This window comes from Polyangium jinanense (assembly GCF_028435365.1).
In genome coordinates, this window is sequence record NZ_JAGTJJ010000014.1 from 38158 (window position 1) to 63396 (window position 25239).

19 protein-coding genes and 2 tRNA genes are annotated in these 25239 nt (G+C 69.9%); 10 read left to right on the plus strand and 11 right to left on the minus strand.

All coding sequences use genetic code 11. The annotated features are described in order from the left end of the window. Positions 1 to 271: 271 nt before the first annotated feature. Positions 272 to 1123, minus strand: a complete 852-nt coding sequence (locus tag KEG57_RS23480) for a hypothetical protein (RefSeq protein ID WP_272423097.1) — start codon at positions 1121 to 1123, stop codon at positions 272 to 274. A 352-nt stretch (positions 1124 to 1475) separates the two neighbouring features. Beyond that, on the minus strand, positions 1476 to 2411 hold the full coding sequence (locus KEG57_RS23485) for an AAA family ATPase (RefSeq protein ID WP_272423099.1): 936 nt from the start codon (positions 2409 to 2411) through the stop codon (positions 1476 to 1478). Between the two features lie 76 nt (positions 2412 to 2487). Between KEG57_RS23485 and KEG57_RS23490 the strand changes: the two genes are divergently transcribed. After that, the gene (locus KEG57_RS23490; RefSeq protein WP_272423101.1) at positions 2488 to 3759 is read left to right on the plus strand and encodes a DUF4388 domain-containing protein; all 1272 of its coding nucleotides are present in this window, start codon (positions 2488 to 2490) and stop codon (positions 3757 to 3759) included. A gap of 320 nt (positions 3760 to 4079) precedes the next feature. On the opposite strand, the gene KEG57_RS23495 is transcribed toward KEG57_RS23490, so the two are convergent. Continuing rightward, the gene (locus KEG57_RS23495) at positions 4080 to 5588 is read right to left on the minus strand and encodes a sigma-54-dependent transcriptional regulator (RefSeq protein WP_272458810.1); all 1509 of its coding nucleotides are present in this window, start codon (positions 5586 to 5588) and stop codon (positions 4080 to 4082) included. A gap of 79 nt (positions 5589 to 5667) precedes the next feature. Between KEG57_RS23495 and KEG57_RS23500 the strand changes: the two genes are divergently transcribed. From KEG57_RS23500 to KEG57_RS23525, 6 genes are all read left to right on the plus strand, one after another. After that, positions 5668 to 6525 (plus strand): outer membrane protein assembly factor BamD, encoded by an 858-nt coding sequence (locus tag KEG57_RS23500; RefSeq protein WP_272423103.1) that lies wholly within the window; start codon positions 5668 to 5670, stop codon positions 6523 to 6525. A gap of 5 nt (positions 6526 to 6530) precedes the next feature. Continuing rightward, the gene (locus tag KEG57_RS23505; protein WP_272423104.1) at positions 6531 to 6857 is read left to right on the plus strand and encodes a hypothetical protein; all 327 of its coding nucleotides are present in this window, start codon (positions 6531 to 6533) and stop codon (positions 6855 to 6857) included. A gap of 86 nt (positions 6858 to 6943) precedes the next feature. After that, positions 6944 to 7420, plus strand: coding sequence for a transcription elongation factor GreA (greA, locus tag KEG57_RS23510; RefSeq protein ID WP_272423106.1), 477 nt, complete (start codon positions 6944 to 6946; stop codon positions 7418 to 7420). Beyond that, positions 7417 to 10758 carry a sulfatase-like hydrolase/transferase gene (locus KEG57_RS23515; RefSeq protein ID WP_272423108.1) on the plus strand — a complete coding sequence of 1114 codons (3342 nt, stop codon included), beginning with the start codon at positions 7417 to 7419 and terminating at the stop codon, positions 10756 to 10758. The genes greA and KEG57_RS23515 overlap by 4 nt, the downstream gene beginning before the upstream one ends. A 123-nt stretch (positions 10759 to 10881) precedes the next feature. Next, the gene (locus KEG57_RS23520) at positions 10882 to 12210 is read left to right on the plus strand and encodes a tetratricopeptide repeat protein (RefSeq protein WP_272423111.1); all 1329 of its coding nucleotides are present in this window, start codon (positions 10882 to 10884) and stop codon (positions 12208 to 12210) included. Between the two features lie 11 nt (positions 12211 to 12221). Further along, on the plus strand, positions 12222 to 13586 hold the full coding sequence (locus KEG57_RS23525) for an outer membrane protein assembly factor BamB family protein (protein ID WP_272423112.1): 1365 nt from the start codon (positions 12222 to 12224) through the stop codon (positions 13584 to 13586). A gap of 458 nt (positions 13587 to 14044) precedes the next feature. On the opposite strand, the gene KEG57_RS23530 is transcribed toward KEG57_RS23525, so the two are convergent. Both KEG57_RS23530 and KEG57_RS23535 read right to left on the minus strand, forming a co-directional pair. Beyond that, entirely contained in the window at positions 14045 to 14593 is a 549-nt protein-coding gene (locus KEG57_RS23530) for a GNAT family N-acetyltransferase (RefSeq protein WP_272423114.1), read from the minus strand. Between the two features lie 21 nt (positions 14594 to 14614). Continuing rightward, the gene (locus tag KEG57_RS23535) at positions 14615 to 16174 is read right to left on the minus strand and encodes a hypothetical protein (RefSeq protein ID WP_272423116.1); all 1560 of its coding nucleotides are present in this window, start codon (positions 16172 to 16174) and stop codon (positions 14615 to 14617) included. Between the two features lie 292 nt (positions 16175 to 16466). Between KEG57_RS23535 and KEG57_RS23540 the strand changes: the two genes are divergently transcribed. Continuing rightward, complete coding sequence (locus KEG57_RS23540) at positions 16467 to 18251, plus strand: serine/threonine protein kinase (protein ID WP_272423118.1); 1785 nt, start codon at positions 16467 to 16469, stop codon at positions 18249 to 18251. Positions 18252 to 18576: 325 nt separating this feature from the next. Here the strand turns inward: KEG57_RS23540 and KEG57_RS23545 are convergent, their stop codons facing one another. The 4 genes from KEG57_RS23545 to KEG57_RS23560 form a co-directional block, all read right to left on the minus strand. Then, positions 18577 to 19350 carry a hypothetical protein gene (locus tag KEG57_RS23545; RefSeq protein ID WP_272423119.1) on the minus strand — a complete coding sequence of 258 codons (774 nt, stop codon included), beginning with the start codon at positions 19348 to 19350 and terminating at the stop codon, positions 18577 to 18579. A 122-nt stretch (positions 19351 to 19472) separates the two neighbouring features. Next, positions 19473 to 20600: a carboxylate-amine ligase gene (locus KEG57_RS23550; RefSeq protein ID WP_272423120.1), complete on the minus strand. Its 1128-nt coding sequence runs from the start codon at positions 20598 to 20600 to the stop codon at positions 19473 to 19475. Then, positions 20597 to 21988, minus strand: a complete 1392-nt coding sequence (locus KEG57_RS23555) for a hypothetical protein (RefSeq protein WP_272423122.1) — start codon at positions 21986 to 21988, stop codon at positions 20597 to 20599. The genes KEG57_RS23550 and KEG57_RS23555 overlap by 4 nt, the downstream gene beginning before the upstream one ends. Next, positions 21985 to 22965, minus strand: a complete 981-nt coding sequence (locus KEG57_RS23560; RefSeq protein ID WP_272423123.1) for an ATP-grasp domain-containing protein — start codon at positions 22963 to 22965, stop codon at positions 21985 to 21987. The genes KEG57_RS23555 and KEG57_RS23560 overlap by 4 nt, the downstream gene beginning before the upstream one ends. A 185-nt stretch (positions 22966 to 23150) precedes the next feature. Here KEG57_RS23560 and KEG57_RS23565 point away from each other — a divergent pair. Then, positions 23151 to 23222: transfer RNA gene (locus tag KEG57_RS23565), tRNA-Val, on the plus strand. A 138-nt stretch (positions 23223 to 23360) separates the two neighbouring features. Then, a tRNA-Asp gene (locus KEG57_RS23570) sits at positions 23361 to 23434 on the plus strand. A 124-nt stretch (positions 23435 to 23558) separates the two neighbouring features. On the opposite strand, the gene KEG57_RS23575 is transcribed toward KEG57_RS23570, so the two are convergent. Both KEG57_RS23575 and KEG57_RS23580 read right to left on the minus strand, forming a co-directional pair. Further along, complete coding sequence (locus KEG57_RS23575) at positions 23559 to 24293, minus strand: LysM peptidoglycan-binding domain-containing protein (RefSeq protein WP_272423124.1); 735 nt, start codon at positions 24291 to 24293, stop codon at positions 23559 to 23561. A gap of 92 nt (positions 24294 to 24385) precedes the next feature. After that, positions 24386 to 25213 carry a hypothetical protein gene (locus tag KEG57_RS23580; RefSeq protein ID WP_272423125.1) on the minus strand — a complete coding sequence of 276 codons (828 nt, stop codon included), beginning with the start codon at positions 25211 to 25213 and terminating at the stop codon, positions 24386 to 24388. Positions 25214 to 25239 lie beyond the last annotated feature (26 nt).

The window sequence follows — 25239 nt, forward strand, 5'->3', positions numbered from 1 at the left end:
GCGATGGATCCGCCATGGCTCGGGACACGTCCACCATGGCTCGGGACGCGTCCGCCATGGCTCGGGACGCGTCCGCCATGGCTCGCGACAGTTCCGCCATGGCTCACGACGCGTCCGCCATGGCTCGCGACGTATGCGCCATGACCTGCGACGCGTCCGCCATGGCTCGCGACGGGTCCGCCATGGCTCGCGACGTATGCGCCATGACCTGCGACGCGTCCGCCATGGCTCGCGACAGGTCCGCCATGACCCGCGACAGTGTGACCGTGCGTCAGGCCGGCTCTGTCGGAGCAGCCCGCCGCCGCGTCGTGCCAAGCAGCCGCCGCGTGGTGATCGGCAAGAGCTGCGGGATCGAAGGATCCTGTTCGTGCGCGCGATTCCACACCTTCATCACCCGCTCCATGTACGCCAGGCAAATCCCATCCTGCAGATCGAGCTCCGCCTGCGTGACGCCGCCCTGCGTGCGCGCGCCGGCAGCCTTCTCGCTGGTCGACTTCACGCGGCCAGCAAGCGCCTCGCTCTCATCGAGGTCCTCAGCCGTGAGCCCCCCATCAAAGAGTTGAAGCGCCACCTTGGACCCTCCCTCGGCAACGAGATCACGCGCGAGCGCGACGAGCGCAGCGAGCGAGGTAGCAAGGGTCTGCGCATCGACGACGCGGCTCCGCGCCTTGTCCACCCGCTCGGCGAGGCCAGGCGCATGGTCCGCGACGCCCTCGAGCGTGGTCGCAAGGCGCTCCCGCTCAGCCATCCCCTCGGCATAAGTCGTCTCGGCAATCGCAACAGCAGCAGCGCGGTTCCGCTCGCGTCCCTCGACGGAGAGGTTCCGTTGCTCCACGAGATCCGCGAGCTTCTTGCCCGCATGCACGAAGACACGCAGGAGCGCATCGGAGAACCCGAGGAGGAGCTTTCTCTGCGCCAGCGTGGTCTTGGGCCAGAACTCCGCCGCGATGCCGCCAATACGCACGAGATCCGTGAGAATCTTCTCGCTCCGAATACGCGTGCCGCGCTCGATGAGCTCGCCCGGCGGAACATCGATCGCGTAGAGGGCAGCCTGTTCCGGGGTAGGCAAGGGGACCACCTGGAGAAGGTAGGACCAGGTGTAGGTCGCCGGCGCGGATGTCATGGGCCCGAAGGTACCCGAGGGGCGCAGTGGATCGTAAGGGGCGTCGCGCCGGGGTTTCACCCCGGACCCGACCAGGGGCTATCCGCCCCTGGACCCGGACCAGCGCAAGCGCTGGACCCGTGGTCGATGAACTGCGCGATGCGCAGTTCATCGAACAGGTCGAGGCAAGACCGGCGAGCAACGCTGCCAAGCAAGACCGCCGCGACTGGCAACGCCGTCCCTGGTCTTGCACCGGCCTGTGGGAAGAACTGCGCATCGCGCAGTTCTTCCCCAAATGGTCCAGGGCTTGCCCTGGCGCGGGTCGAGGGGCGCGTAGCCCCCGCGGGGCCCGGGGCAGCGCCCCGGCGAGACGTCACCCTTCCGACGCGCGCGTCAGCAGCGATTCGAGGCGCGGCTCGACGGAGACCTTGTCTTCCTGGTGCTTGAGCAAGAGGCCGAGCGTGCCCTGGACGAGGTCCGGATCGAGCTTGCTCTTGCCGAGCAGGACGAGCGCGCGCGCCCAGTCGAGGGTCTCGCTCACGGCGGGCGCTTTGCGGAGGTCCATCTTGCGCAGCTCGCCGATGAACGCGACGAGGTGCGAGGCGAGCGTGCGATCGATGCCGGGGACGACGAGCTCGAGGATCGCGAGCTCGCGTGACGAGGATGGGTAGTCGAGGAAGGCGTGCAGGCAACGCCTGCGGAGCGCCTCGGTCATCTCGCGCGTGGCGTTCGTCGTGAGCAGCACGAGTGGTGGGTGCTTGGCGCGGAAGGTGCCGAGCTCGGGGATGGTGACCTGCAGCTCGGAGAGGATTTCGAGGAGGAAGGCCTCGAACTCGGGATCGGCGCGATCGACCTCGTCGATGAGCAGGACGACGGGCGCATCGTTGCGGATCGCGGCGAGCAGCGGGCGGGAGAGGAGGAAGTGCTCGGTGAAGAAGGAGGCTTCGCTCTTGGCCACGATCTGCGCGGCCCCAGCGATGGTTGCGCCGTGTGTCTCCGCGGCGATCGCGTCACGCAAGAGCTGCGTGTAGAGCATTTGCTTGGCGTAGTCCCACTCGTAGAGGGCCTTGGCCTCGTCGAGGCCCTCGTAACACTGGAGCCGGACGAGCGGTCGGCCGAGGGCCTGGGCGGCGGCGCGGGCGAGGTCGGTCTTGCCGACTCCCGCGGGTCCTTCGAGCATGAGCGGGCGCTCCATGCGGAGGGCGAGCCACAGGGAGAGGGCCGTGGCCGGGTCGCAGAGGTAGCGCGCCCCGCCAAGGGCAGCCGAGAGCGCCTGGGGAGAGGCGATCGGATCGGGGGAGGCGGTCACGGGGAGCACGGTAGCATGGCCATCCCCGCGGAAAGCCGAGGCATGTTCCGCTCGTGTCCTGCTATAAACCGAGCAGATGGGCGAGGACGGCCACGATCTCGTGCGCGTGGACGGCACGGGTACGGCGCACCCAGTCGGCAAGCTGGCAAGCCAGCGGATGCGCGCGCGACAAGGCGCGTTCCGACTGATGCCGGCACCCGCGCACGTGGTCGTCATGCGTCGCGCGGACGCGCCCGAAGCAGGGAGCCTCCGGCTCTGCGGCGAGATCACGAGCGCGAGCGCGCTCTGCGACATCGTGTCGATGATCGGCCAGAGCGCGTGGACCGGCGAGCTCGCGATCTACGACGGCGCGACGAACCGGAGCATCTTCTTCGAGCACGGCGCGGTGGTGGGCGCGTACTCGAGCGCTGAAGGAGAGCGGCTCGGCGAGGTGCTCTATCGGTACGGCGCGCTCTCGCTGGAGCAGCTCCAGGAGGTGGCGAAGGCCGTGACGGGCGACGTGCGCTTCGGCGAGATGGCCGTGCGCATGGGGCACATCTCGCGCGAGACGTTGTTCCAGCTCATGGGCCGGCAGGTCGAGGAGATCGTCTACGCGGTGATCCGCGCCGAGAGCGGGATGTTCTACTTCCTCGATCGTTTCGACGAGGCGCGGCTGACGTCGCGACAGAACGTGCCCGTGAGTGGCCTCCTGATGGAAGCGGTGCGGCGCATGGACGAGATGCGCTACTTCCGCGAGCGCATCCCGTCGGCCGAGCACGTGCCGGATCGCGTGCCGGATCGGCCTCCGCCGAACGACGGCGATTTCGCGCAGGTCTACCGAGCGATCGACGGCGTGCGATCGGTGGCGGACATCTGCCGCGCGGTGGGGCAGGGGGAGTTCGAGGTCACGCGGCAGATCTTCCAGCTCGTGCAAGGAGGCTGCGTGACGGTGCGCGCGCCACGGCCCACCGGGCCGGCCGCGATCGTCGCGCTCTTCAACGAGGCGATGTCGATGGTGATGCGCGAGGTCGACGCCGTGAAGCGCGGCGACGAGGTCCGGCAGCACCTCACCTCGTTCGCGACGGGTGCGGGCATCTACGACGCGCTCTTCATGCGTGCAGGACCGAAGCCGGACGGGACGCTCGACGACGGACAGATCATCGAGAACGTGGCGATGCTCGTGGGCCCCGATCAAGCGGAAGCAATGCTCGCGCAGTGGCTCTACGACTACGTCTCGTTCGCGATCTTCATCGCGGAGCCCGTCCTGCGCGAGGCATCGACGCGAAGCGGGGCAGGTGCGCCGCTGCTCGCGAAGAGCGTGGCCGACATCATCGCGCCGCTCGTGGTGGGGGGCGCCGGTCGGCCCTGAGGCCGCCGCGCCGGGGCGCTGCCCCGGACCCCGCGGGGGCTGTCCGCCCCTCGACCCGGACCAGCGCAAGCGCTGGACCTTTCGTCGATGAACTGCGCGATGCGCAGTTCATCGAACAGGCCGAGGCAAGACTGGCAACGACCTTGCCAGTCAAAACCGCCGCGACTGGCAACGCTGTTTCTGGTCTTGCCACCGGCCTGTGGGAAGAACTGCGCATCGCGCAGTTCTTCCCCCTGAGGTCCAGGGCTTGCCCTGGTCCAGGTCCAGGGGCGGATAGCCCCTGGTCGGGCCCGGGGTGAAACCCCGGCGCTACGCTCCGGTCATCCCCGCCGGATGTCGTAGGCGCGGATCTTCTTGTGGAGGTTTGTGCGCTCGACGCCGAGGACGATCGCGGCGCGTGAGATGTTCCATTCGAGACTCTGCAGCACCTCGATGATGTAGCGACGCTCGGCCTGATCGCGGAACTCGCGTAGCGTCAGCCGGCGACCGCCTTCTGTGCGCGGGATGTTCTCGATCGAAGACGGGAGCGGGCCTGGGGGCGTGCGTATGGGCTCGCTTGGATCCTGCGCTTCGGGGGTTTGGAGATCGTCGTCGAATGGGCTTGCGTGCGGATCTTCGGGCAGGTCGGCGATCGTGACTGTGTCGCCCGAGAGGATGGCTGCGCGCTCGATGGCGTTCTTCAGCTCGCGCACGTTGCCGGGGAAACTGCGACGTTCGAGCGCGGCGTGGACGGCTGGATCCATGCGCTTCGTCTTGAGCCCGTTCTCCTTGCAGAACGAGGCCATGAAGGCTTCGGCGAGGGGACGGATGTCCTCGTTGCGCTCGCGTAGCGAGGGCACGCGGATGGGGAAGACTGCGAGACGGAAGAAGAGGTCCTCGCGGAAACGGCCGGCCGAAACCTCGCGGCTGAGATCTTTGTTCGTTGCTGCGAGCACGCGCACGTCGACTTGCAGCGTCCGCTCGCTGCCGAGGCGGCTGATCTCGCCGGATTGCAGCGCGCGTAACACCTTCGCCTGGGCCGAGGGCTCCATGTCGCCGATCTCGTCGAGGAACAACGTGCCGCCGTGCGCTTGTTCGAAAAAGCCGCGCTTGCGCGACTGCGCGCCTGTGAAGGCGCCGCGCTCGTGACCGAAGAGCTCGCTCTCGATGAGCTCGCGCGGGATTGCCGCGCAGTTCACCTTGACGAAGGGGCCCGCGATGCGCGGCGAGAGACGGTGGATCGCGCGGCTCACGAGTTCCTTGCCCGTGCCGCTCTCGCCCGTGATCAGCACGCTCGCCTTCGTTGGCGCGACGCGATCGATCTCCTTGTAGAGCTTCTGCATCACCGGCGCGCGACCGATCATCTCGTAACGCGCGAGCAGCTCCGCCTCGAGATCTCGCACCTTGCGCGCGAGCTCCGACGAGTAGAGCGCGTTCTTGACGCTGACGAGCACGCGCTCGCGGCTCACGGGTTTTTCGAAGAAGTCGCCCGCGCCGAGCTTGATGGCCTTCACCGCGTCGTGGACCGTCGCGTGGCCGCTGATCGCGACGACTGGCAGGCTCTTCGTGGCTTCGTCGCGCCGGATGCGCTCGAGCAGCTCGAGGCCGCCCATGCCGGGCAGGAGCAGATCGATGATCGCGAGGTCGACGGGCCTTCCGCCGTTCGCGAGGATCTCCAGGGCTTGCTCGCCGCTCTCGGCTTCGATGACCTCGTAGCCTTCGCCGCGCAGGACGAGATCCAGGGTGCGACGGATGTTCCGCTCGTCGTCGACGACGAGGACGGTGGGGGCGACCGCGGCTCCCAGGGCCTCGCCGGGGGGCGCCTGGGGCGTAACGAACGAGCTTTCCATGCCGCACCTATCCATACCTGCCTCTCGGCGGGGCAGGAAGCACTGGCGCGCCGGCCGCGAAAGGGCTACGGAGCGCGGGATGGGCAAGGTCTGCGGTTCGACGTCTTCGAGGCCCTCGGCGAGGCTCGCCCGGGCCCTCGGCCTCGTCGCGCCTCTGCTTCTCCTCGCGGCCGCGGGGTGTGATCTCCAGGTCGGCGACGGACGCAAGGCGACCCTGACCTACACGGACGACGCGCGCTCCGCCTACGAAGAGGCGATGCGCTCCTACCGCAGCAAGGCCTGGGAAGACGCGCGCGCCCTGTTCGCCGAGGTGCGCAAGCTCTTTCCGTACAGCCGGTACGCGACGCTCGCGGAGCTGCGCATCGCGGACGTCGAGTTCGAGCAGGAGAAGTACGCGGACGCGGTCTCGGCGTACCGCGAGTTCATCCAGAACCACCGCACGGATCGCGACGTCGAGTACGCGCGTTACCGCATCGCGAAGTCGCTCTTCCGCGACATCGACGACACGTTCCTCCTGCCGCCGCAGGAGGAGCGTGATCAAGGCACGGCGCTCGAAGCCTACCGCGAGCTCGGCGCGTTCCTGCGCGACAACCCGCGGAGCCGCTACGCGGAGGACGTGCGCAAGATGCACGACGCCGTGCAAGGTCGGCTCATGCGGCACGAGCTCTACGTGGCGCGCTTCTACCTGCGGCAGGACGTCTACCCGGCGACGATCGCGCGGATCGATCACGCGCTGAAGCTCTTCCCCGGATCGGCGCTCGAGCCCGAGGCGCTCGTGCTCAAGGGCGAGACGCTCATGCGGATGAACAAGCCCGACGAGGCGCGCGTCGTCTTCAAGAAGGTGCTCGACGAGTATGGCGGGCCCTTCGCCGTGACGGCGAAGCGGTTCCTCTCGGAGCTCGACGCGCAAAAAGCGGCGAACAAGCAGGGAACCTAGAGCGGATGGACGCGTCGCAGAGGCGCCCCACGGCGGGCGTGCGGTACGCGCTGGAACGCGCGGCCGAGGAAGAATCAGGCGCGACGTACCGGGGGTTTGCGCACCTGCCCGATGCGGACCTGCCGCTCGAAGTTCGTGTCGAGCAAACGAGCGAGGGCGGCGCCGAGGGGCGGGCGAACGTGACGGCGCGGATCGAGGGCGCAGCCGTTGGGGTGGACGTCGCGGGTCTGGAGAAAGCAGGCGCCGCGTTGGTCAAGGCGGCTCTGCGCGCGGCGCGTGACGCCGGGCGGGCGATGCCGCGGCGGATCGTGCGCTGGCGTGGCCCCACCTGACGGTGGGCGCGGCTTCGGCGTGAACATGCTAAAGGGGATCCAAGGTTCGGCTCGGCATGTCCGAGCGTCTTTGTCGAGGTGTTGCGATGTCTGAAAAGGTGCCCATGACGCCCGAAGGGCAAGCTCGGCTGCGCGAGGAGCTCGAGCGGCTCAAGAAGATCGAGCTCCCGCAGGTGGTCAAGGACATCAGCGTGGCCCGCGATCACGGCGACCTGTCGGAGAACGCCGAGTACCACGCCGCGAAGGAGCGTCAGGGCCTCATCGTCGCGCGCATCTCGTTCATCGAGCAGACGTTGAGCCGCGCCGAGGTCATCGACCCGAGCAAGCTGAGCGGCAACAAGATCCAGTTCGGCGCGCGCGTGAAGCTCGTGAACGTCGATACGGACGAGGAAGTCGTCTACCAGATCGTCGGGCCCGAAGAGGCCGACATCAAGCAGAACCGCATCTCGGTGTCCTCGCCGCTCGCGCGCGCGCTCATCGGCCGCGAGGTCGGCGAGGAGGTCCGCGTCGTCATGCCGGCCGGGCCGCGTACCTACGAGATCCTCGAGATCACCTACGCATGACGAACCGCGGCGGGGAGGGCGCACACGTCCCGCCCGCCGCGCCCCGACCGAGCCGCGCAAAGGGTCGGCTCGCGGTCTCGGCACCCAAGCCGGACCGGGACGGCGCGAGCGTGGTGCGGCCGCGCGCGCGGACGGGAGATCTTCCGCTCGGATGGCGCATCGCCGACGGCTACCTCGCGATCGGCGTGTTCCTGCTGGTCGAGCTGGTCGTCGTCGGGCTCGTCTTCCGGCGTGAGCTCGTCGGGCTCCACGAACTCACGCTCGCGTTCTGGAAGCTCTGGCCGATCGCGTTCGCGGCGGCGGCGCCGGCCGCGGCGATCGGCGGGGTGATCGTCGAGTGCGCACGCCACGCGGAAGGGCGATGGGGTCGGATCGGTCTCGCGCTCTCCGCGGCGGGATTTGCCGGCGCCGTGGCGTTTGGCGTGTCCACGGGGCGCCTTCTGTCAGGGCCTCTCCGCGCGCCGTTCGTGGGCATCGTCGCGGGGGTCGCGTTCGCGGGCGCGTTCGTGCTCGGGCCGCTCGTCGCGCGGGCGCTCGCGCCGAAGCCGCGACGCACGTTCAGCCTGGGCGTCTTCCTCGGCGTGATCGCGCTGATGTTCGCGGTCGAGCTCGTCAACCTGCTCGTCCTGCCGCGCCTCTATCCGGCGTTTCATCGTGGCCTCGCGCTGCTCGTGCTCTTGCTCGCGCCCTTCGTCCCGGTCGCCTGGGATGCGCCGCGACGCGTACGGCCTGGGGCCACGGACGATGCGGAAGGAGCGATCGCGCCCTTCGGCATGAAGCTCGCGCGTGCGGCGCTCGCGCTCGGTTTGTTCGCGCTGTCGGCGGCGGTCGCGCCCTCGGCGGCCGAGCGGCTCGCGCCTGCGGACAACGTGCGGCTCGTGTACCTGACGCGCGCGCCGGTGCTCGCGAACGCCGTGGAGATCGCGGCCGCGCTCTCGCCGCCGCCGCCGCTCGACGACACGCCGCTCGTCGTGAACCAAGGGCAGGCGGGGCGCGCGGTGGATCTCGCGGGCCGCGACATCGTGCTCGTCACGATCGACGCGCTGCGCGCCGATCACGTCGGCGCGTACGGCTACGGCCGCAAGACCACGCCGACGATCGACGCGCTCGCGGCCGAGGGCGTGGTCTTCGAGCGGGCGTACACGCCGACGCCGCACACCTCGTACGCCGTCACCTCGCTCATGACGGGCAAGTACATCCGCCCGCTCGTGCTCCAGGGCCTTGGCGCCGACTCCGAGACGTGGGCCGGTCAACTCCGCCGCTACGGCTACAAGACCGCGGCCTTCTTCCCGCCGGCGGTCTTCTTCATCGATGCCGAGCGCTTCGGCCCGATCCGCGAGCGCGGCCTCGACTTCGAGTACCGCAAGGTCGAGTTCGCGAGCGCCGATCGCCGCGCCAAGCAGGTCGAGACGTACCTCGACGGCGTCGACAAGAACGCCCGCGTCTTCTTGTGGGTGCACCTCTTCGAGCCGCACGAGCCCTACGAGACGCACCCCGAGCACCCGTTCGGCGATCGTGACATCGATCGCTACGACGCCGAGATCGCCGCGGCGGACGCGGGGCTCGGCTCGATCCTCGCCACGGTGCGCGCGCGCCGGCCGAACGCGGTGGTGATCGTGAGCGCCGATCACGGTGAGGAGTTCCAGGATCACGGCGGCCGCTACCACGGCACCACGGTGTACGAGGAGCAGGTCCGCGTCCCGCTCGTGGTGCACGCGCCGGGGCTCTTCGCGCCGCGGCGCGTGACGGCTCCCGTGCAGCTCGTCGATCTCTTGCCGACCGTGCTCTCGGGGCTCGACATCCCGCGGCCGGCGCGCGTGCGCGGCGCGGATCTCGGGCGCGCGCTCGCGGGCACCGCCACGAGCCCGGAGGACGCGCGAGGCTTCGCGTTCGCCGAAACCGAGACGATGACCATGCTGGCGCGTGGTTCGCTCCGGCTCGTTTGTGCTCGAAGGATCGGCGCCTGCGCGCTCTACGACGTGGAGCGGGATCCGGCCGAGACGCGGGATCTTTCGGGCGCGCGCGCGGCGGACATGGCCGACATGCGGAACGAGCTCCGCGGCGTGGAGGCCTCGCACGGGCGGTACGAGATCGCCGGTCTGCGCAGCGAGGGCAAGGGTTGGCCCGAGGCGCTGCGGCGCGGGATCGCGGGGGATGCGGACGCGGCGCTCGACGTCGCCGCGCTGCTCGACGACGCGGACGTGCTCATCCGGCGCAAGGCCGCCGAGGTGTTGTTTGACCTCCAACGGCCCGAGGTCTCGCCGACGATGCGGCTCGCGCTCGTGCGGGACGAGGACGACGAGGTGCGGCGCTGGTCGGCGCTCACGCTGACGAGGCTCGGCGAGGGCGCGCCGCGCACGCGCGAGCTGCTCGAGGATCGTGATCCCAAGTGGCGGCGCCTCGCGGCGCTCGCGCTCGCCGAGGGCGGCGACGGCCGCGGCGAGGACGATCTCGTGGCGTGGTTCCGCGAGGCGTACGGCAAGCGCGCGGACAAGCGCGAGGTCCTCTCGTTCGAGCGGGCGAAGGAGATCGTCGCGGCGCTCGCGAAGATCCGCGCCAAATCCGCGCTGCCCGTGCTCATCGCGGCCCTCGACGACGTACGCCTGCGCCCGCATGTGGCCGAAGCGCTCGCCGCGATCGGCCAGGACGCGGCCCGCCCCGCGCTCGCCGAGCACCTCGCGACCGAGCGCTACCAGCACGCGCGCGTGGCGCTCTCCGAGGCGCTCGTCGCGCTCGGCGCCGGCCCCGAGCTCCGCGCCCCGCTCATCCGCCTGCTCGGCGTGCCCGATCCGCTCCCGAACGGTCTCCGGATCGCGCTCCAGGCGGACGTGCTCGAGCTCGTCGGCGGCCCGCGCGATCGCGACCTGGAGAAGCTCAGGCGATTCGGGCGGAGCGGCGTCTCGGTCGGCATGGTCGTGCCGAAGTCCGACGGCAGCGGCGACGCGCTGCGGGTCCTCTGCCGCGCGCGCTCGAACGACGACCGGCCCGGCGAGATCCGCTTCGGCGTGGGGACGCGGCGCCTCGTGAGCAGCGGCGATCGCGAGACGGGCGGCCTCGTTCCCAAGCGCGCGCCCGAGCTCGATGCGCGCACCGCGGCGACGCTCTACGTCCCGCCGGGCGACAAGCCCCAGGAGGTCTTCGCGCCGCTACCCGCGGCGGTGAAGGTGCGCCCCGGTCAACACGGCGAGTTCGTCGTTTACGCGACGCAGAACGTGGAGCTCTCGGCCTGCGCGGTCGTCCCGCTCGTCGCCGAGCTACCTCCGCCGCCGCCCGAGCCGTGGACGCCCGAGAAGGGCGGCGAGGGCTCGACCGACGGAGATCCTCCGCAAAATCCGTGACTTTTGTCACGAACGGGCAGGGGACGGAGGCGCTCCGCGCGGCCCTGGAACGGCACGCGAAGTCCCGCGGAAACCGCGATGAGGCCGATTGACGCCGGGGGCGGCGCGGCTAGAGTCCCGGGCGTGTCGCGAGAGGACAAGCAGTCGGAAGAGGGCCGCGCGAAGCGCGAGGACGAGGACGCGCGCGAGGCGGAGGGCGCGGGGGACGACGAGCCTTCGAAGGCGCGCGCGTCGGGGTCCGAAGAGGAAGCGCCGGACGAGGCCGCGCAGCGCGTCGCCGCCGCGCTCGGCGTCGCGGGCGAAGAAGACGCCTCGATCGAGGGCGGAGACGCGGCTGCGGAGCCCGACGAGGACGAGAAGCAAGAGGCTGCGAAGCCGAACCGCGCGGCGCGCAGGCGCGAGGATGCACTCGCGCGGCGCAAGAAGCGCGTGGGTGGCGCGGCGGCTGCGGAGGACGACGCGGCGCTGCCTCGCGACAAGAACGCGCGCGCCAAGGAGCTCCTGAAGCGACGCCGCGAGCAAGCGGACGCGGCCGAGCGCCGCCCCGTCGCGAGCTCGCTCGACGCGGGCGAGATGGTCGACGACGCGCTGGCGCGGAGTGCCTCGGCCCTCACGAAGTGGCTCAAGGCGAACGTCGGGGTCCTCCAGTGGGTGGTCCTCGCGGCGCTCGTCGGCGCGGGCGGGTATGCGTTCTGGTCGTCGCGCGTCGACAAGAAGCTCGGCGACGCCTCGGCGGATCTCTTCTCGGGCGTGGCTGCGAATCGCGGGCTCGTGATGGAAGAGGACAAGCGCCCCGACGATCAGAAAGAGCTCGATCCGACGCGCGTCTTCAAGAACGAGGCCGAGAAGTCGCAGGCCGCGCTCGACGCGTACGGCAAGGTCATCGACAAGTACGCGGGCACGGGCGCGGCGCTGCTCGCGCGGCTCGGCCAGGGCGGCACGTACCTCGAAAAACGTGAGTGGGACAAGGCGATCGAAGCCTACGCGTCCGTGCTTTCGTCGCCGCTCGCGGCCGCGGATCCCGACGTGAAGGGCCGCGCCACCGAGGGCATCGGGTACGCCAAGGAGGGCAAGGGTGATCTCGACGGCGCGATGGCGAGCTTCAAGGAGCTCGCGAGCATCGACGTCAAGGGATACAAGGACCTCGCGACCTACCACGAGGCGCGCCTCCTCTTCGCCAAGGGCAACAAGGACAAGGCGAAGGAGATCCTGAAGCCACTCGAGGACAAACTCGCGCTGCCCAGCAAGGAGCCCGAGCCGCTCGAGTACCTCAAGAGCGCGGTGCATGATCTGATGGTCCAGATCGATCCGACCGCCGCGGCCGCGCAGATGCCTGCGTTCGGCGGGGGCGGCGCGCCTGCGCCGATGCCGGCCGACATCCAGGAAAAGGCGCGGCGCTTGGTCGAGGAAGCCCAGAAGAAGGCGGCCCAGCAGCAGGGCGGGACGCCGTGATCGAAGGACGCGTGAGGGCTCCCGTCGCGATCTCCCGTGGCGTTCTCGCGGCCGCCGCGGCCCTCGCGCTCCCGCTCTTCGGCTGCGAGAGCCTGAGCATCCCGGCGACGCCGCAGGTCCCGACGTGGCTGCACCACCCGGGCGGCACGCTGTCGATCACGTATCGACGGCCGCTGACGGCCGAGTCGCGCCAGCAAGCCGAGGTCTACGAGCGCGGCAAGCCCGCGATCGACGTCGCGGGCCGGCGCGTCTTCGTCCCGTCGAGCGACAACGGCCTCTACGCGCTTCGGGTCGAGGACGGCTCGACGATCTGGCGCTTCGAGACGATGGGGCCGGTCCAGAGCGAGCCGCTCTTCGACGCCGACGAGAACGTCGTCTACTTCGGCTCGAACGACGGCGCGGTTTACAAGGTGAACGCGAGCGACGGCCGCATGCTCTGGCGGTTCTCGACGAACGCCGAGGTGAGCCGGAAGCCGGTTCTCCGAAACGGCGTGATTTACGTCACCAACGCCAACGACACGCTGATCGCGATGAACGCGGCGACCGGGGCGCTCAAGTGGCACCAGCACCGGACGCCGGCGTTCGGCATGGAGGTCGCCGGGTACGCGGGTCCGGCGCTCGGGCGGGACAAGGTCTACACGGCGTTCTCGGACGGCGTGGTGCTCGCGTACGACCTCGAGGACGGCTCGGAGCAGTGGCCGGCCGTGGATCTCGCGGCCGAGGCGGAGCAGCAGACCGGCGGTGATGCGCCGCGTTATCTGGACGTCGACACGACGCCGTTGGTGGCACGGATCACCTCGGGTGAGGTCGTGTTCGTGGGCAGCTACGCGGGCGGCCTGTACGCGCTCGACGCGGAGAACGGCACGCGGGCGTGGGTGAACGAGAAGGCCGTCGGGGTGACGGAGCTCGTTTTGTGGGAGCAGCCGGAGCATGCGCCGCGGACCGGGCCGCTCGTCAACGCTCGGGGGCTGCGCTCGGACGAGCCGAGCTACGCCCCCAAACCCCCGTCCGTGCCTGGGCAGCGGATCCTGTTCGCTGCGAGCGGGCTCACAGGTCTCTGGGCGCTCGATCCGAACGACGGGCGGACGCTCTGGCGGCGGAACCTGCCGGAGGGCGGGATCACGGCGCCGGTTCCGGTGGCCGGCGCGCTGCTCGTGGGGACGACGCGGTACGGCTTGTTCCTGTTTTCGCCCGTGACGGGTGGGCTCATCGACGGGCTCCTGCCGGGCGGCAGCTTCGCGATGACGCCGGCCGCGTACGGCGTGCGGGCGTTCGTGGTGGGCAACGGGGGATCGTTCCTCGGCGTCCAGGTCATGCCGCCGACGCCGGCACCGGCGCAGACGACGATGAGCTGGCTCGGCGTGAAGGGCGGCTGACGAGCTCGCGGGGGGCGGAGGGGCGTCCGGGGGGATGTCGACGCCCGAAGCCTGAACGGCGGGGACGGAACGGGCGCAGTTGACGATCGCGCCACGCGGCCGAGGTGCACGCGCGCGTCGCGGGGCCGCCGTGTGTCCAGACGAACCCGATGAACGCCTGGTTTCAGGCCGGTTTTCGGCTCGGATCCCCCTCCTCCGGGCTCATCTAAATTTCGCATAAGATACATTATGTCAACTTGCGCGATCCGCCTCAGGACAGGTGTGGACGCGGAGCCGGACCTGGCGACGGACGCCTCCCGGACCCGGCCGCGGACCAACCCGAGCCCCGGCCGAGCTCCACGCAGCAGCCCCAGACTCCGACCCGCCGACCTCGCCCGGAAGACACACGTCTCCCTCGGCGCGTCCTCCTCGCGCACCCCGCCCCTCGCGCGGCGCCGTCCCGACCTACCGACCGGACGTCACTGCGCCCGGAACGACTTCCAGATCAGGACCTCGCCCGGCCTCGTCAGCGGACGCCCACCCGAGCGCTCCTCCCGCCACCCGAGCACCTTCCGCGACGCCTGGTCGCCGAGCTGCGCGAAGCCATGGTGCGCGTAAAACGCCTGCGCCCACGTGGCCTTCTCGAACATCCGCGCGATCACGTCATATCGCTCACAATTCAGAGCGTCCTCCTCGAACCGCTGGAGCAGCCGCGTCCCCACGCCGAAGCGCTGGAACCGCGGATGGACCGAGAGCTCTTCGAGGTACGCGACGCCCGGCGACTCGTCGCGCCAGGCCAGGTAACCGGCGACCTCGTGATCAGCCTCGGCGACGAAGACGTTGTGGTGCCGCGGCAGGTGCGCGATGTCGTTCCAGGTTCGCGGCGGCACCTCGGCCGCGTCGAAGCCGAGGTCGTGGTACATCGCCGTGCAGGCCTTCTCGAGCTCGACGAGGTCGCTGACCTGCGTCTCCTGCAGCTTCGTGATGCGGATGCGTTGCGGCCTCACTCGTTCCGATGCGTCCGTCATGGGCGATCCCCTTTCGAGCGTCTAGAGACCCACGAGGCGGCCGATCACGGCGGCATCCTCGTCTGCCGTGGGAACGAGCAGGGCCGTGGCCGTGCCAGGCGGCGGGGCCTGACCCGGCGCGAGCGGGACGACCCGGATTTCCCCTTCCCGACCGACGACCGCGACCCGAACCGCGACGACCAGCGCCACGCGAGGGGCCATCGGAGCGGCGGGGGCAGGCGCGGGTGCAGCCGCAGGCGCGGCGGCCGGAACCGCTGCGATGGCGGGAGCCACGGGGCGCACCGGAGCGGGCCCGACAGGAGCGACCCGGGCCGGCGTTGGCGTGACCGCCGCGACGGGCGCCGGAGCGGGCGCGGCAGGAGCGACCGGAGCAGCCACGGGCGCGGGCGCAGGCGCGGCCACCGGAGCAGGCGCAGGTGCGGCGGCGGGCTCCTGCGCCACCGGGATGCGGCCGAGGTCCTTGCCCGAAAGCACGGCCGTCTCGCCGTCGAGGTCATCGACCGGAATGTCGAACTCGCCGCGGGCCTGCGAGGCGGTGATCTCTTCCTCGAGGGGCGGCGGCGGCGGCGCGACCGGCGGCGCCGAGGGCCCGAAGTCGCCCCACGCCTGATCGATGACGGTCGTCTTCGGGGTGGCGCGTTTCGGCGCGGCCGTGGCAGGCGCGGGAGCTACCGCGATGACCGGCGGCGCCGCGGGCACGGCCGGGGCCGGCGGGCGGGCGCTTGCACGCGTGGGATCCGCGACCGCGGCCATGTTGGTGGCGCTCTTGCGTGCGCCGGTGCGTGACGGGAGCCGCTTGCGGGGTCCCGGCGCGCCAGGCGCCTTGCCAGGCTGCGGCGCGGCGGGCGCCTCGGCAGGCGCGGGCGGAGGCGCGGCGGCGACCGGCGCGGGAGCGGGCACGCGCGGCGCGACCCCCGCGGGAAGCACGGGACCACCCGTATTCGGCCGCACGTGGCTCTGCGGCCCGACCGAGGGAGGCGCGGGCGTCGCCGCCGTCGGCACGGCAGGAGGACGCGCCCCGCGCGGCAAGGGAGGAGGCGGCGCGCTCCGTGTCACGGGCGCATGCGGGGCCGGCGCTTGCGCGACCGGTGGCTGGGTCACGAGCGGCGCGCGCGGCGCGGGCGCAGACCCAGGGACCCCACGCCCAGGCGGGAGCGGCGGCGGACCCGGACGCCCCGGCGGCGGCGGTGGCGTCGAGCGGAGCGGCGCGGGCGCGGCCTGCGGAGCCGGCTCCGGCGCGGGCGCAGCCTGCGGCGCAGGCGCCGATTGCGGCGCAGGCGCGGGTGGCGGCGCGGGGGCCGGCTCCGGCGCAGGCGCAGCTTGCGGCGCAGGCGCGGGCGCAGCTTGCGGGGCGGGCGCGGGCGCCGCGGCAAGCATGGGCGCGATGTCCGCGGCCGCTTTGAAGAGCTCGAGCGAACGCATGTCCTTGTCCGCGTCCGAGGCCTGCTCGGCGGCGCGCTTCAGCCAGCGCAGCGCTTCGGCTCGCTCCCCGCGGCCCCACAGCGCGGAGGCCGTCGACAGCGCCCAGTGGACATCCTCGTCGTCGTCGTCTTTCGGGGGCGGGATCGGGCTATCAACCATGGTCGTCGCGCTCGTTTGCCTCGCAGTTTGCCCAATACCACGACTCTCCTCGCGCCGTCTCCCGCCGCGCACGGGCCCGCCCTGACGCACTGCGGCCCTGCCGGAAACCGCTCGCATTTTCCTCGCTCGCCCTCCTCGCCGTGCGCGCAATTGCCTTCGCATGGCGATTCCGCTGCTTCCTCTTGAGCCGTGAGCGGCGATCGTGACACCCTCCCATGCGCGGTAGCCTTCGCTCCCCTTGTCCTTCGCGGTCCCGCTGCCGAGGACGACGCATCCCAGAGGATCCTCGTTGTTGCTTCATAACCGAGATCTCAAGCCCGGCGTCACGCTAGGACGCTACGAGATCCTCATGCCCGTGGCGCAGGGCGGGATGGCCGCCGTGTGGGCCGCTCGCATGGTCGGCTCGCGCGGCTTCCAGAAGATCGTCGCCATCAAGACGATGCTGCCGGGCCTCTCGGAAGATCCCGAGTTCGAGGCGATGTTCCTCGACGAGGCGCGGCTCGCGGCGCGCATCCGGCACCCGCACGTCGCCGAGATCCTCGACCTCGGCGACGAGAACGGCGTGCTCTACATCGTGATGGAGTGGATCAACGGAGAGTCGCTCTTCGTGATCAACCGCAACGCCAAGGACCAAGGCGGCTTCCCCCTCCCCTTGCTCCTGCGCATGCTCTCGAGCGCCTGCGCGGGCCTGCACGCCGCACACGAGATGCGCGACGACGACGGCCGCCCTCTCGGCCTCGTGCACCGCGACGTGAACCCCGCGAACGTCATGGTCTCGTACGACGGGATCGTGAAGATCGTCGACTTCGGCGTCGCGAAGGCCACGGCGAGCGTCACCATCACGCGCGTGCCCGGCATGATGAAGGGCAAAGCGCACTACATGTCGCCCGAGCAGATCCGCGGCGAGCGGCTCGATCGTCGCTCGGACATCTTCTCGCTCGGGATCCTCATGTACGTGATGATCACCGGGCGTCACCCGTTCAAGGCGACCACGGACAAGCAGACGATGGACAACATCGTCGGCACCGAGCCCGTCCCGGTCCACGAGCTCGTGCCCTCGGTGCGCCCCGATCTCGAAGCCGTGGTCATGCGCGCCCTCGCGAAGCGCGTCGAGGATCGCTGGACCGACTGCGCCGAGATGCAACGCGCGCTCGATCAGATCACGAACGCCATCGGCGCGGCCGTGACCGACGGCGACGTGTCTTCGTTCGTGAGCAAACTGATGGGCGAGCGGTCGTCGCAGCGCCGCGCCGAGCTCGCCGCCGCGATCCAGGCCGCGGATGCGCGCGGGCTCGAAGCCGCAGAGGCGCCTGCGTCGCGGCGGGCCGAAGGGCCTGTGTCGCGAAAGCGCAGCGGCACGCCGTCGTCGCGCGGCGGCACGCCGTCGTCGCGTGGCGCTTCGCTCGAAGGCATCATCCCGATCTCGCTCGACGACGGCGAGTCCGTGCCGCCTCCACCGCCCGCGATCGTCGTCCCGAGCGTGCCCCCTCCCCCGCCGTCTGCGGCGCCAGCGCTCGTCACGTCGAAGCGCAAGCGATCGGTCTGGCCATGGCTCGGCCTCACCCTCGTCGCAGCGCTCGGCGGCGCGGGCGCTGCGCTGCGCCTCGGCCACTTGCCCTGGGCCGAGCCGCTCGTCCCACCGGCGCTTCGCTGGCTTTTGCCTCCGCCGAAGACCGCGCCCGCGCCCGCGCCACCTCCGCCGCCTGCGAGTGTCGTGCCCGCGCCGACCGCCATGACGAGCGCGAGCGCCGCACCTTCCGCGAGCGCGCCGAGCGACGAAGCGCTGGCCCTCGATGCAGGCGCGCCGAGCGACGCGGGATCCGACGCAGGCGACGCCGGGAGCGACGCGGGTGATGCAGGCTCCGACGCAGGCGACGCAGGCTCCGACGCTCTCGACGGCGGCTTGCCCGACGGCGGCGGCTACAGGTTTCTCCCGCCGAACCCCGGTGGCGGCTGGAAGCGCATCGACGGCCTCTGGTATCCGCCCCCGTGGTGGAGGCCGCCGTCACGCCTGCCGGGCGGAGCCCCGACGGCCCCGGCGCCCAAGGTCGACCCGAACGATCCGTACGGCGACTAGCGCGTAGCGCCGGGGTTTCACCCCGGACCCGAGCAGGGGCTATCCGCCCCTGCACCCGGACCAGGGCAAGCCCTGGACGCGGGGCGACAGCGCGCGATGCGCGCTGTCGACAGGGAAGACGTTCCCAGCACGTAGGGCAGCGCTGCTGTCTTGGTCGGCAACGCCGCTCGTGGTCTTGCCACGGGCCCGTCGGATAAACCGCGCATCGCGCGGTTTATCCGCCCTCGGTCCAGGCCGTGCCTGGTCCGGGGTGAAGGGGGCGGACAGCCCCCTTCTGGGGTGCGGGGCAAAGCCCCGCGCACGCACATCCCTGTGGAACCCCCGCTCAGTACAGGCCCGTCTGCTCAGGCAAGCAGACGCCCATCGAGCAGAGCAGCAGATCGATGTCCGCGCCCGCGCAGCTCACCTGCCGCGCGCAGTAGTCATCGTATGCACACAAACGATGGCAGGACTGATCCGACCCGAGCGCGCGCACGTTCATGAGGCAAGCCCAGCCCCCCGTGAGCCACAGGCCCTCGGGTTTGTCGAACAGGCAGACCTCCTTGCGCTCCTCCGGATCGAAGACCTCGGCCGTGCAGGCGTCGCGCTCGATCTTCTCGCGCGACTTCCCCATCGTGTTGAGCATGTACGTGAAGTCGCAGGCGCCCGCCGAGGTCGAGTCGCGCGCGACTCGGTAGCGCAGCGTGGGGACGTCGAGCGAGCGTTGACGCACGCCCCGCAGCATCGCGACGAACTGGTTGTTGCCGCCGTCTTCCTTCGGCCCCTCGCGCAGCGCCGCGAGGATCTGCTCGTTCTGCTGCTCGACGCCGGGGTCTTCTTTGTCGGAGTAGCCGAGCCGGATGTACTTCTCGGGCGTCTTCGTCGTGCACGGCTTGGCGTGCTCCCAGAGCTTCTCGCTCACGACGGGCGGACGCTTCGTCCCCTCGCGCTTGCACACGCCGATCGCGCCCGCGGGCACCGCGCCCGAGGCGCGATCGGTCGGCTGACCGGGCGGCTCCTGGATGAACTCCGTGGACGTGCAGCTCACCGCTCCCACAGTCACCACGAGCCCCGTCACGGCGAGGGCGGCGATCCGATGCAACGCGCTCTTCGTACCCACGAACGCACGGTATCACCGCGGAGGGCCCGGACAGAAATCCTCGGTGACGAAAGGCGCCTGACCGAAGGCCAAGTAGCCGGATCTTTTTGGTTTTTGGGCGGGAATGCGGGGACGCGCGGGGCTCAGGCGCCCATGGCGGTCTGCTCGATCAGGTGATCGACGATGGCCTGCACGCTCTGCGTCTTCTGGAAGACGGCGAGCTGTTTGTCGGCGCTCGTGCCCTCCCTGAGGATGCCGCGGATGCGGTCGAGATCGGCCTCGGACTTGAAGATCGCCGCCGCCTCCTCGACGAAGTCGAGTAGCTCGCCGATGAGCACGCGCACGGGCAGTTGCTCCTGCTTGCCGAAGTCGATGAGCTGGCCGTCGATGCCGTAGCGCAGCGCGCGCCACTTGTTCTCCTCGATGAGCTCGCGCGCGTACTCGCGGAAGCCCATGTTCTTCCGGTAGAGCAGGTAGAGCTTGCCCATGAGCGCCTGGATGAGCGCCGTCAGCGCGACGGTGTCGTCGATGCGCGTCGTCATGTCGCAGATGCGCACCTCGACCGTGTCGAAGAACGGATGGGCGCGGACGTCCCACCAGATCTTCTTCGCGTTGTCGATACAGCCCGTCTTCACGAGCAGATCGACGTACGACTGGAACTGCGCGTACGAGTCGAAGTGACCCGGGATGCCCGTGCGCGGGAAGCGCTTGAAGATCTCGCTGCGGATGCTCTTCAGGCCCGTCGCGCGTCCGAGCCAGAACGGCGAGCTCGTCGAGAGCGCGAGGAGGTGCGGCAGGAAGTAACGGACCTGGTTCGCGAGCGCCATCGCGACCTCCTTGTCCTTGATGCCGACGTGGACATGCAGGCCGAAGATCAGGTTCGCGCGCGCGACGTCCTGCAGGTCCTCGACGATCACCTTGTAGCGCTCGCCGTCGGTGATCTCCTGCTTCTTCCAGTCGCTGAAAGGGTGCGTGCCGGCCGCGACGATGCGCAGGCCGTGTTTGCCCGCGAGCGCGCTGAGCTCACCACGCAGCTCGCAGATCTCCTGACGCGCCTGCCGGATGTCCCGGCAGATGCCCGTGCCCGTCTCGACGACGGACTGGTGCATCTCGGGCCGCACGCGCTCGCGCAGGATCGAGTGCTTCCCGCCCTCGAGGAGCTGACTCACGTAGGAGCGGAGCTCGCGCGTCTCGGGGTGGACGATCTGAAACTCTTCCTCGATGCCGAGCGTGAATTGACCGTCGAGCAGACCCTGGACCGTGGTGCTCATGAATCTCCCTCGATGATGAACGTGGGGACCGTTCCCGCCCCCGCATGAACGTTGCACATGTTCGTCGCGGATAACCTGCCCAGCATACCGCCGAGCTCGCCGCGAAACAGGATCGGATCGAGCTCGATGTGACGCCGCGAGAAGTAGAGCTCGCCCGCCGCGCCAACTTCCGGAAACATCGACGTCGGTAACGAAACGCGGAGCTGCAAAACGGACGGATCGACGAGCGCGAGCTTCAGCGCTCGCTCCCACACGCTGCTCTCCACGTTCGCGCCGATCACCACGCCACGACCGCCGACCTCGTCGTTCGGCTTGAGCACGAGGCGCGCGCGGTTGTCACGGGCCCACGGGACGAGGTCGATCTCCACGCCGTCCGGCCCTTCGGTCTTCATCTCCTCGACGCGCCTCGTCCACGGGATGAACTGGCGCACGGCCGCGCCCTCGTCCTTCGTGTAGAGCGCCGTCACGCGCGGATCGAAGAGCAGGGCGAAGAGGACCTTCTTGTCGAGCAGCTTCGCGCGGAAGCTGTTCACGACGCACACGACGCGCGCCTTGTACGCCTCGATGAGCGGGCGCACCTCGTCCTCGCGGCCGAGCAGCTCGCTCGTGAGCACGCGGCGGTAGACGAGGTCGATCTCCTCGCCCTTCGCCGAGAGCTTGCCGTCGCGGTACTCGAGCTCGCGCGGATCGACGAAGCGCGCCGGGATGCCGTGCAGCCGGAAGCGCTCGCAGATCATGTCGAACTCGGTCCGCGTCGCGACCTCCTGCCAGTCGACGACGGCGACTTTGGGGACGTGCGTTCCGCCGAACTCGTGCCACGCGTCGAGGATCGAGCCGACGAGGGAGTTGCCCGCGTAGACGGGCGTGATCGGCGAGACGCGGGCGAACTCGCGCATCGGCTGGAAGGCCTCGAAGAGCTCGGTGAGCCTGTCGGCGTAGCTCGGGCCGAAGGCGCCCTCGGCGTTGAGCTCGACGAACGAGAGCTCGGACCCCGCGAGGACCGCGTCGAGACGCGTGACGACGCCGACGGACTCGAACGCGGGGTTGTAGGAAAGGAGCCGTCGTTCGCCGTCCGTCAGGCCCATGAGCTCGAGGAGCGTGGGGTCTGCGAGGACGAGGTCCTTCGCCTTGATGACGGCGCTGCGGAAGTGCCGGAGCGCCCCGAGGAGCAGGTTGTACTGGGCGCGGAGGACGAAGTTCGGACGGAGGAACGTGCAGAGAGGCCGACCGGCGAAAACCGCGCCTCGCGCCACCATGCGTTCGAGCAGGGCGAGGTGATCCTCGCCCCCTCGATCCACGTAGGCCGTGAGCGCGTCGTGGTAGCGGTCGACGGCTGCGTCGAGCGCGGCGGTGAAGGGGTGCTTCGACGGCCGCTCGTGGGTGGTCACGTGCCTCTATCCCACCGGATGGGTTCGACCTCGGCGGCCATCTTGCTCCAGGCGTAGCGGTCGCGGATCGTGCGGCCCTCCTTGGCGGCTTTGACGCAGAACTCGACCATCCAGTCGGTGACCGTGTCGAAGAAACGCTCGCCGAGGTGCTCGATGTGCATGTCGGGCGCGGGGTTCGTGAAGTCGATGGCGTAGGGGACGCCGTCCTTGATGGCGAACTCGACCGAGTTCATGTCGTAGCCGAGCGCGTGGTTCAGGCGCAGCGCGTCGTTGACGATACGGTCGTGCAGGTCTTGCGGGAGCCAGCGCTCCTGGTCGCGGAAGATGTAGCGACCGCGGAGGCCCGTCGGGCCGATCTGCTTCGGGTCGTACTGGATCGTGAGGACACGCTCGCGGCCGATACAGATGCAGCGCGCGTAGTCGTCGAAGTCGATGAACTCCTGCAGCGTCATCACGTTGAGGTTCGAGGCGTCGTAGGCGCGCAGCAGATCCATCGGGGTGCGCACGACGGTCACGTCCTTCCAGCCGCCGCCGTCGGCGGGCTTCAGGATCGCCGGGAACCCCACGTACTCGACGATGGCGTCCCAGTTCAGCGGGAACTCGAGGTTGCGGAGCGACCGGTTCTTGTCGATCGCGGGGATGTAGTCCTTCTGCGGAAGCATCACCGTGCGCGGCGTGGCGACGCCGAGGCGCGAGGCGAGCGAGTAGCCGAAGAACTTGTCGTCGGCGCTCCACCACAAGGGGTCGTTGATCACGTACGCGCCGCCGAGGGCCGCGGCCTTGAGGTAGAAGCGGTAGTGCTTGACCTCCTGGCTGATGCGGTCGACGAGCACGCGGTACGGGGAGACGAAGCGCTCCGGCGTCCCTCCGATCTTCGCGAACTCCGCCTGGATGCCCGGGACTCGGTTGCAGCGCTCGATGAACGCCTGGGGGAAGGACTGCTCCCAGCCCGCGAGAATGCCGATCCGCTCCGTCATGCGACTCTCCGTTCCTCCTTGGGCCGCCCGTCGCGGCCAAGGCGCGCGCCGTCGATCGTGCGCCCGCGCATCGACTCTAGCCCGATTGTTCGTGCAGGCGGAAGTTTGGCGTGGCGTGATCCGCCCCAGAAAAAAACCTCTTGACGGAAAAGGTCCCCCGAGTAGACTCCGCGGCCTCTCCGTCGGGGCGGGTAGCTCAGCGGTAGAGCATTGGCCTTACAAGCCGATGGTCGCAGGTTCGAACCCTGTCCCGCCCACCCGGCTCCCCATCGAAGTTTGATGAGAGTCGGAGGCGGAAAAAAAAAAGAAAACAGGGGCTTGCAAACGGAGAACAAGGCTGGTAGACACCGGCCCCGTCAGCGAGAACGAAACAGCGACGCGCAGTTCGACACCATGGGGTGGTAGTTAAGTCGGTTATAACGCCGGCCTGTCACGCCGGAGGCCGCGGGTTCGAGTCCCGTCCACCCCGCTCTCTTGTATGCAGTACCAAAACAGCCGATCCCGAAAGGGTTCGGCTGTTTTGCTTTTGTCCGCCCGCTTCGCGCTCCCTCCCCACCCGGTTCGCCCGGCGCGGCGAGGAGAGCGTCGGGGCGCTAGTGCAGACGCCGCGCTGCGGCCTCGGCCTCGTTCTGCTCGATGACGTCGGGCAGCACGCGCAGCCGCACGAGGGTCCCGGGCAGGAGCTCGTCGTGGATGTGCAGCCGGTTCTCCTCGGCCACCTGCTCGACGTCGAGCGCGAACTCCCGCGCGATGCCGAGCAAGGTGTCGCCCGCGCGAACACGGTAAAGCACCTCCTCGCGCGGCCCCGGCAGGTTGCTCCGCGGAGCGGGCTGCCGCGCCGCTTCTTGCGCCTCGCCCGAGGTCGCGCCGATACGCGGTAGCTCCGTGGAGTCCGGTGCCGCGTCGGCGCCGGGGCGCACGTGTCGCTCGATCGTGGCGAGGTCGTATCGCCCGGGCATCCGACGGATCAGCGCGAGGATCATACCGCTGCGGACCGTCGTGTACTCGTGGCGGATCGAGCCGAAGGTCCACGCGTCCTGCAGGAGCTCGATGAGCACCGGCGAGAAGACCGGCCGACCCGTGTGCCCTCCCGGCAAGGCCGCTTCGGCAGCAAGGAGCGCATGCCGGAGCGCCGCGCGGTCGATGCCCTGCTGCTCGACGACCCTCGAGAGATCACACGTCACGTCGTCGAGAAGCGCGAGGAGCATGTGCACCAGCGTTACCTCGGGGTTCTTCGCGTTCACGGTCCGCAGGACCGCACCCTCGAGCGCCGTCATGCAGGCGCGAGACAACTTCCGAATCAGCCGCTTGATGTCGACGACGATCATTCGAAGGCTCCGGGCACGGGCGCGATGCGGGTCGCGAGGGATCGATCACGCCCGCTGCACGGAGTCTACGCTCGCCACGTCGCCCCGGGGAATCAGGACTCGGAGACGGCGCCCGCCTTCGAGACGTTGAACGAGAACGACTTCGCGCCGCTCGTCACGGTGACCTTGATCGTGTCCTCGTCGACGCGCTCGAAGCTCATCGCGATCGAGCGCTCCTTCGGATCCGCGAGCCTGTAGGTCCCCGCCTGCGGCACGGGGTCGACCCAGCGGAACTCGACGCCCTCGATCGAGAGGTCCCACGTCCCGCCCTGCCCCGTCCACGCGCGTGAGCCGTCGACCTGAAAACCCTCGGCGAGCCCGCCTTCGAGCGGGCGTTGCGTGCGGTCGCCCGTGCCCTTGCCGGTCTTGCCGTCTTCGATGCGCGTCCAGTCGAGCTCGTGCACGACGTGGCGCGTCTCGTTGGCCGCGCTCCACGTGACCTCGGCCGTGCCACTCACCTCGACGCGGCCGTTCGAAAGCTTTGTCCACGTATGATTCACGACGACGTCGCTCATGTCGTTCTTCGTCACCGTGATCTCGTGCGTGCCGCTGTACGTGTTGCCCTTGTAGGTACAGCTCCCGGGGTTCTTGCCGTACTCGACCTTGAGCGTCGGCCCCGTGAGCGTGACGGCGGCGCACGGGAGCTGTGAGGTGACGAAGTCGCGGATCTCCTGCGCCGCGGCCTCGGCGGCCTGACCGATGGTGAAGTCGGTGGTGATCTCGATGCTGCCCGCGGTGACGTTCTCGGCGTCGCCCGAGATGCTGGCCTCTTGCACGGCCTGTAGCGCCTCGGCCGTCGTCATCTCTTCTTGCTTGCGGCAGGACGTGGTGGCGAGCGTGGCGGGGATCAACAGGGCGATGACGAAAGCGCGCGTGTGCATGCAAGTCCCTCCTCGATGAGATGTCC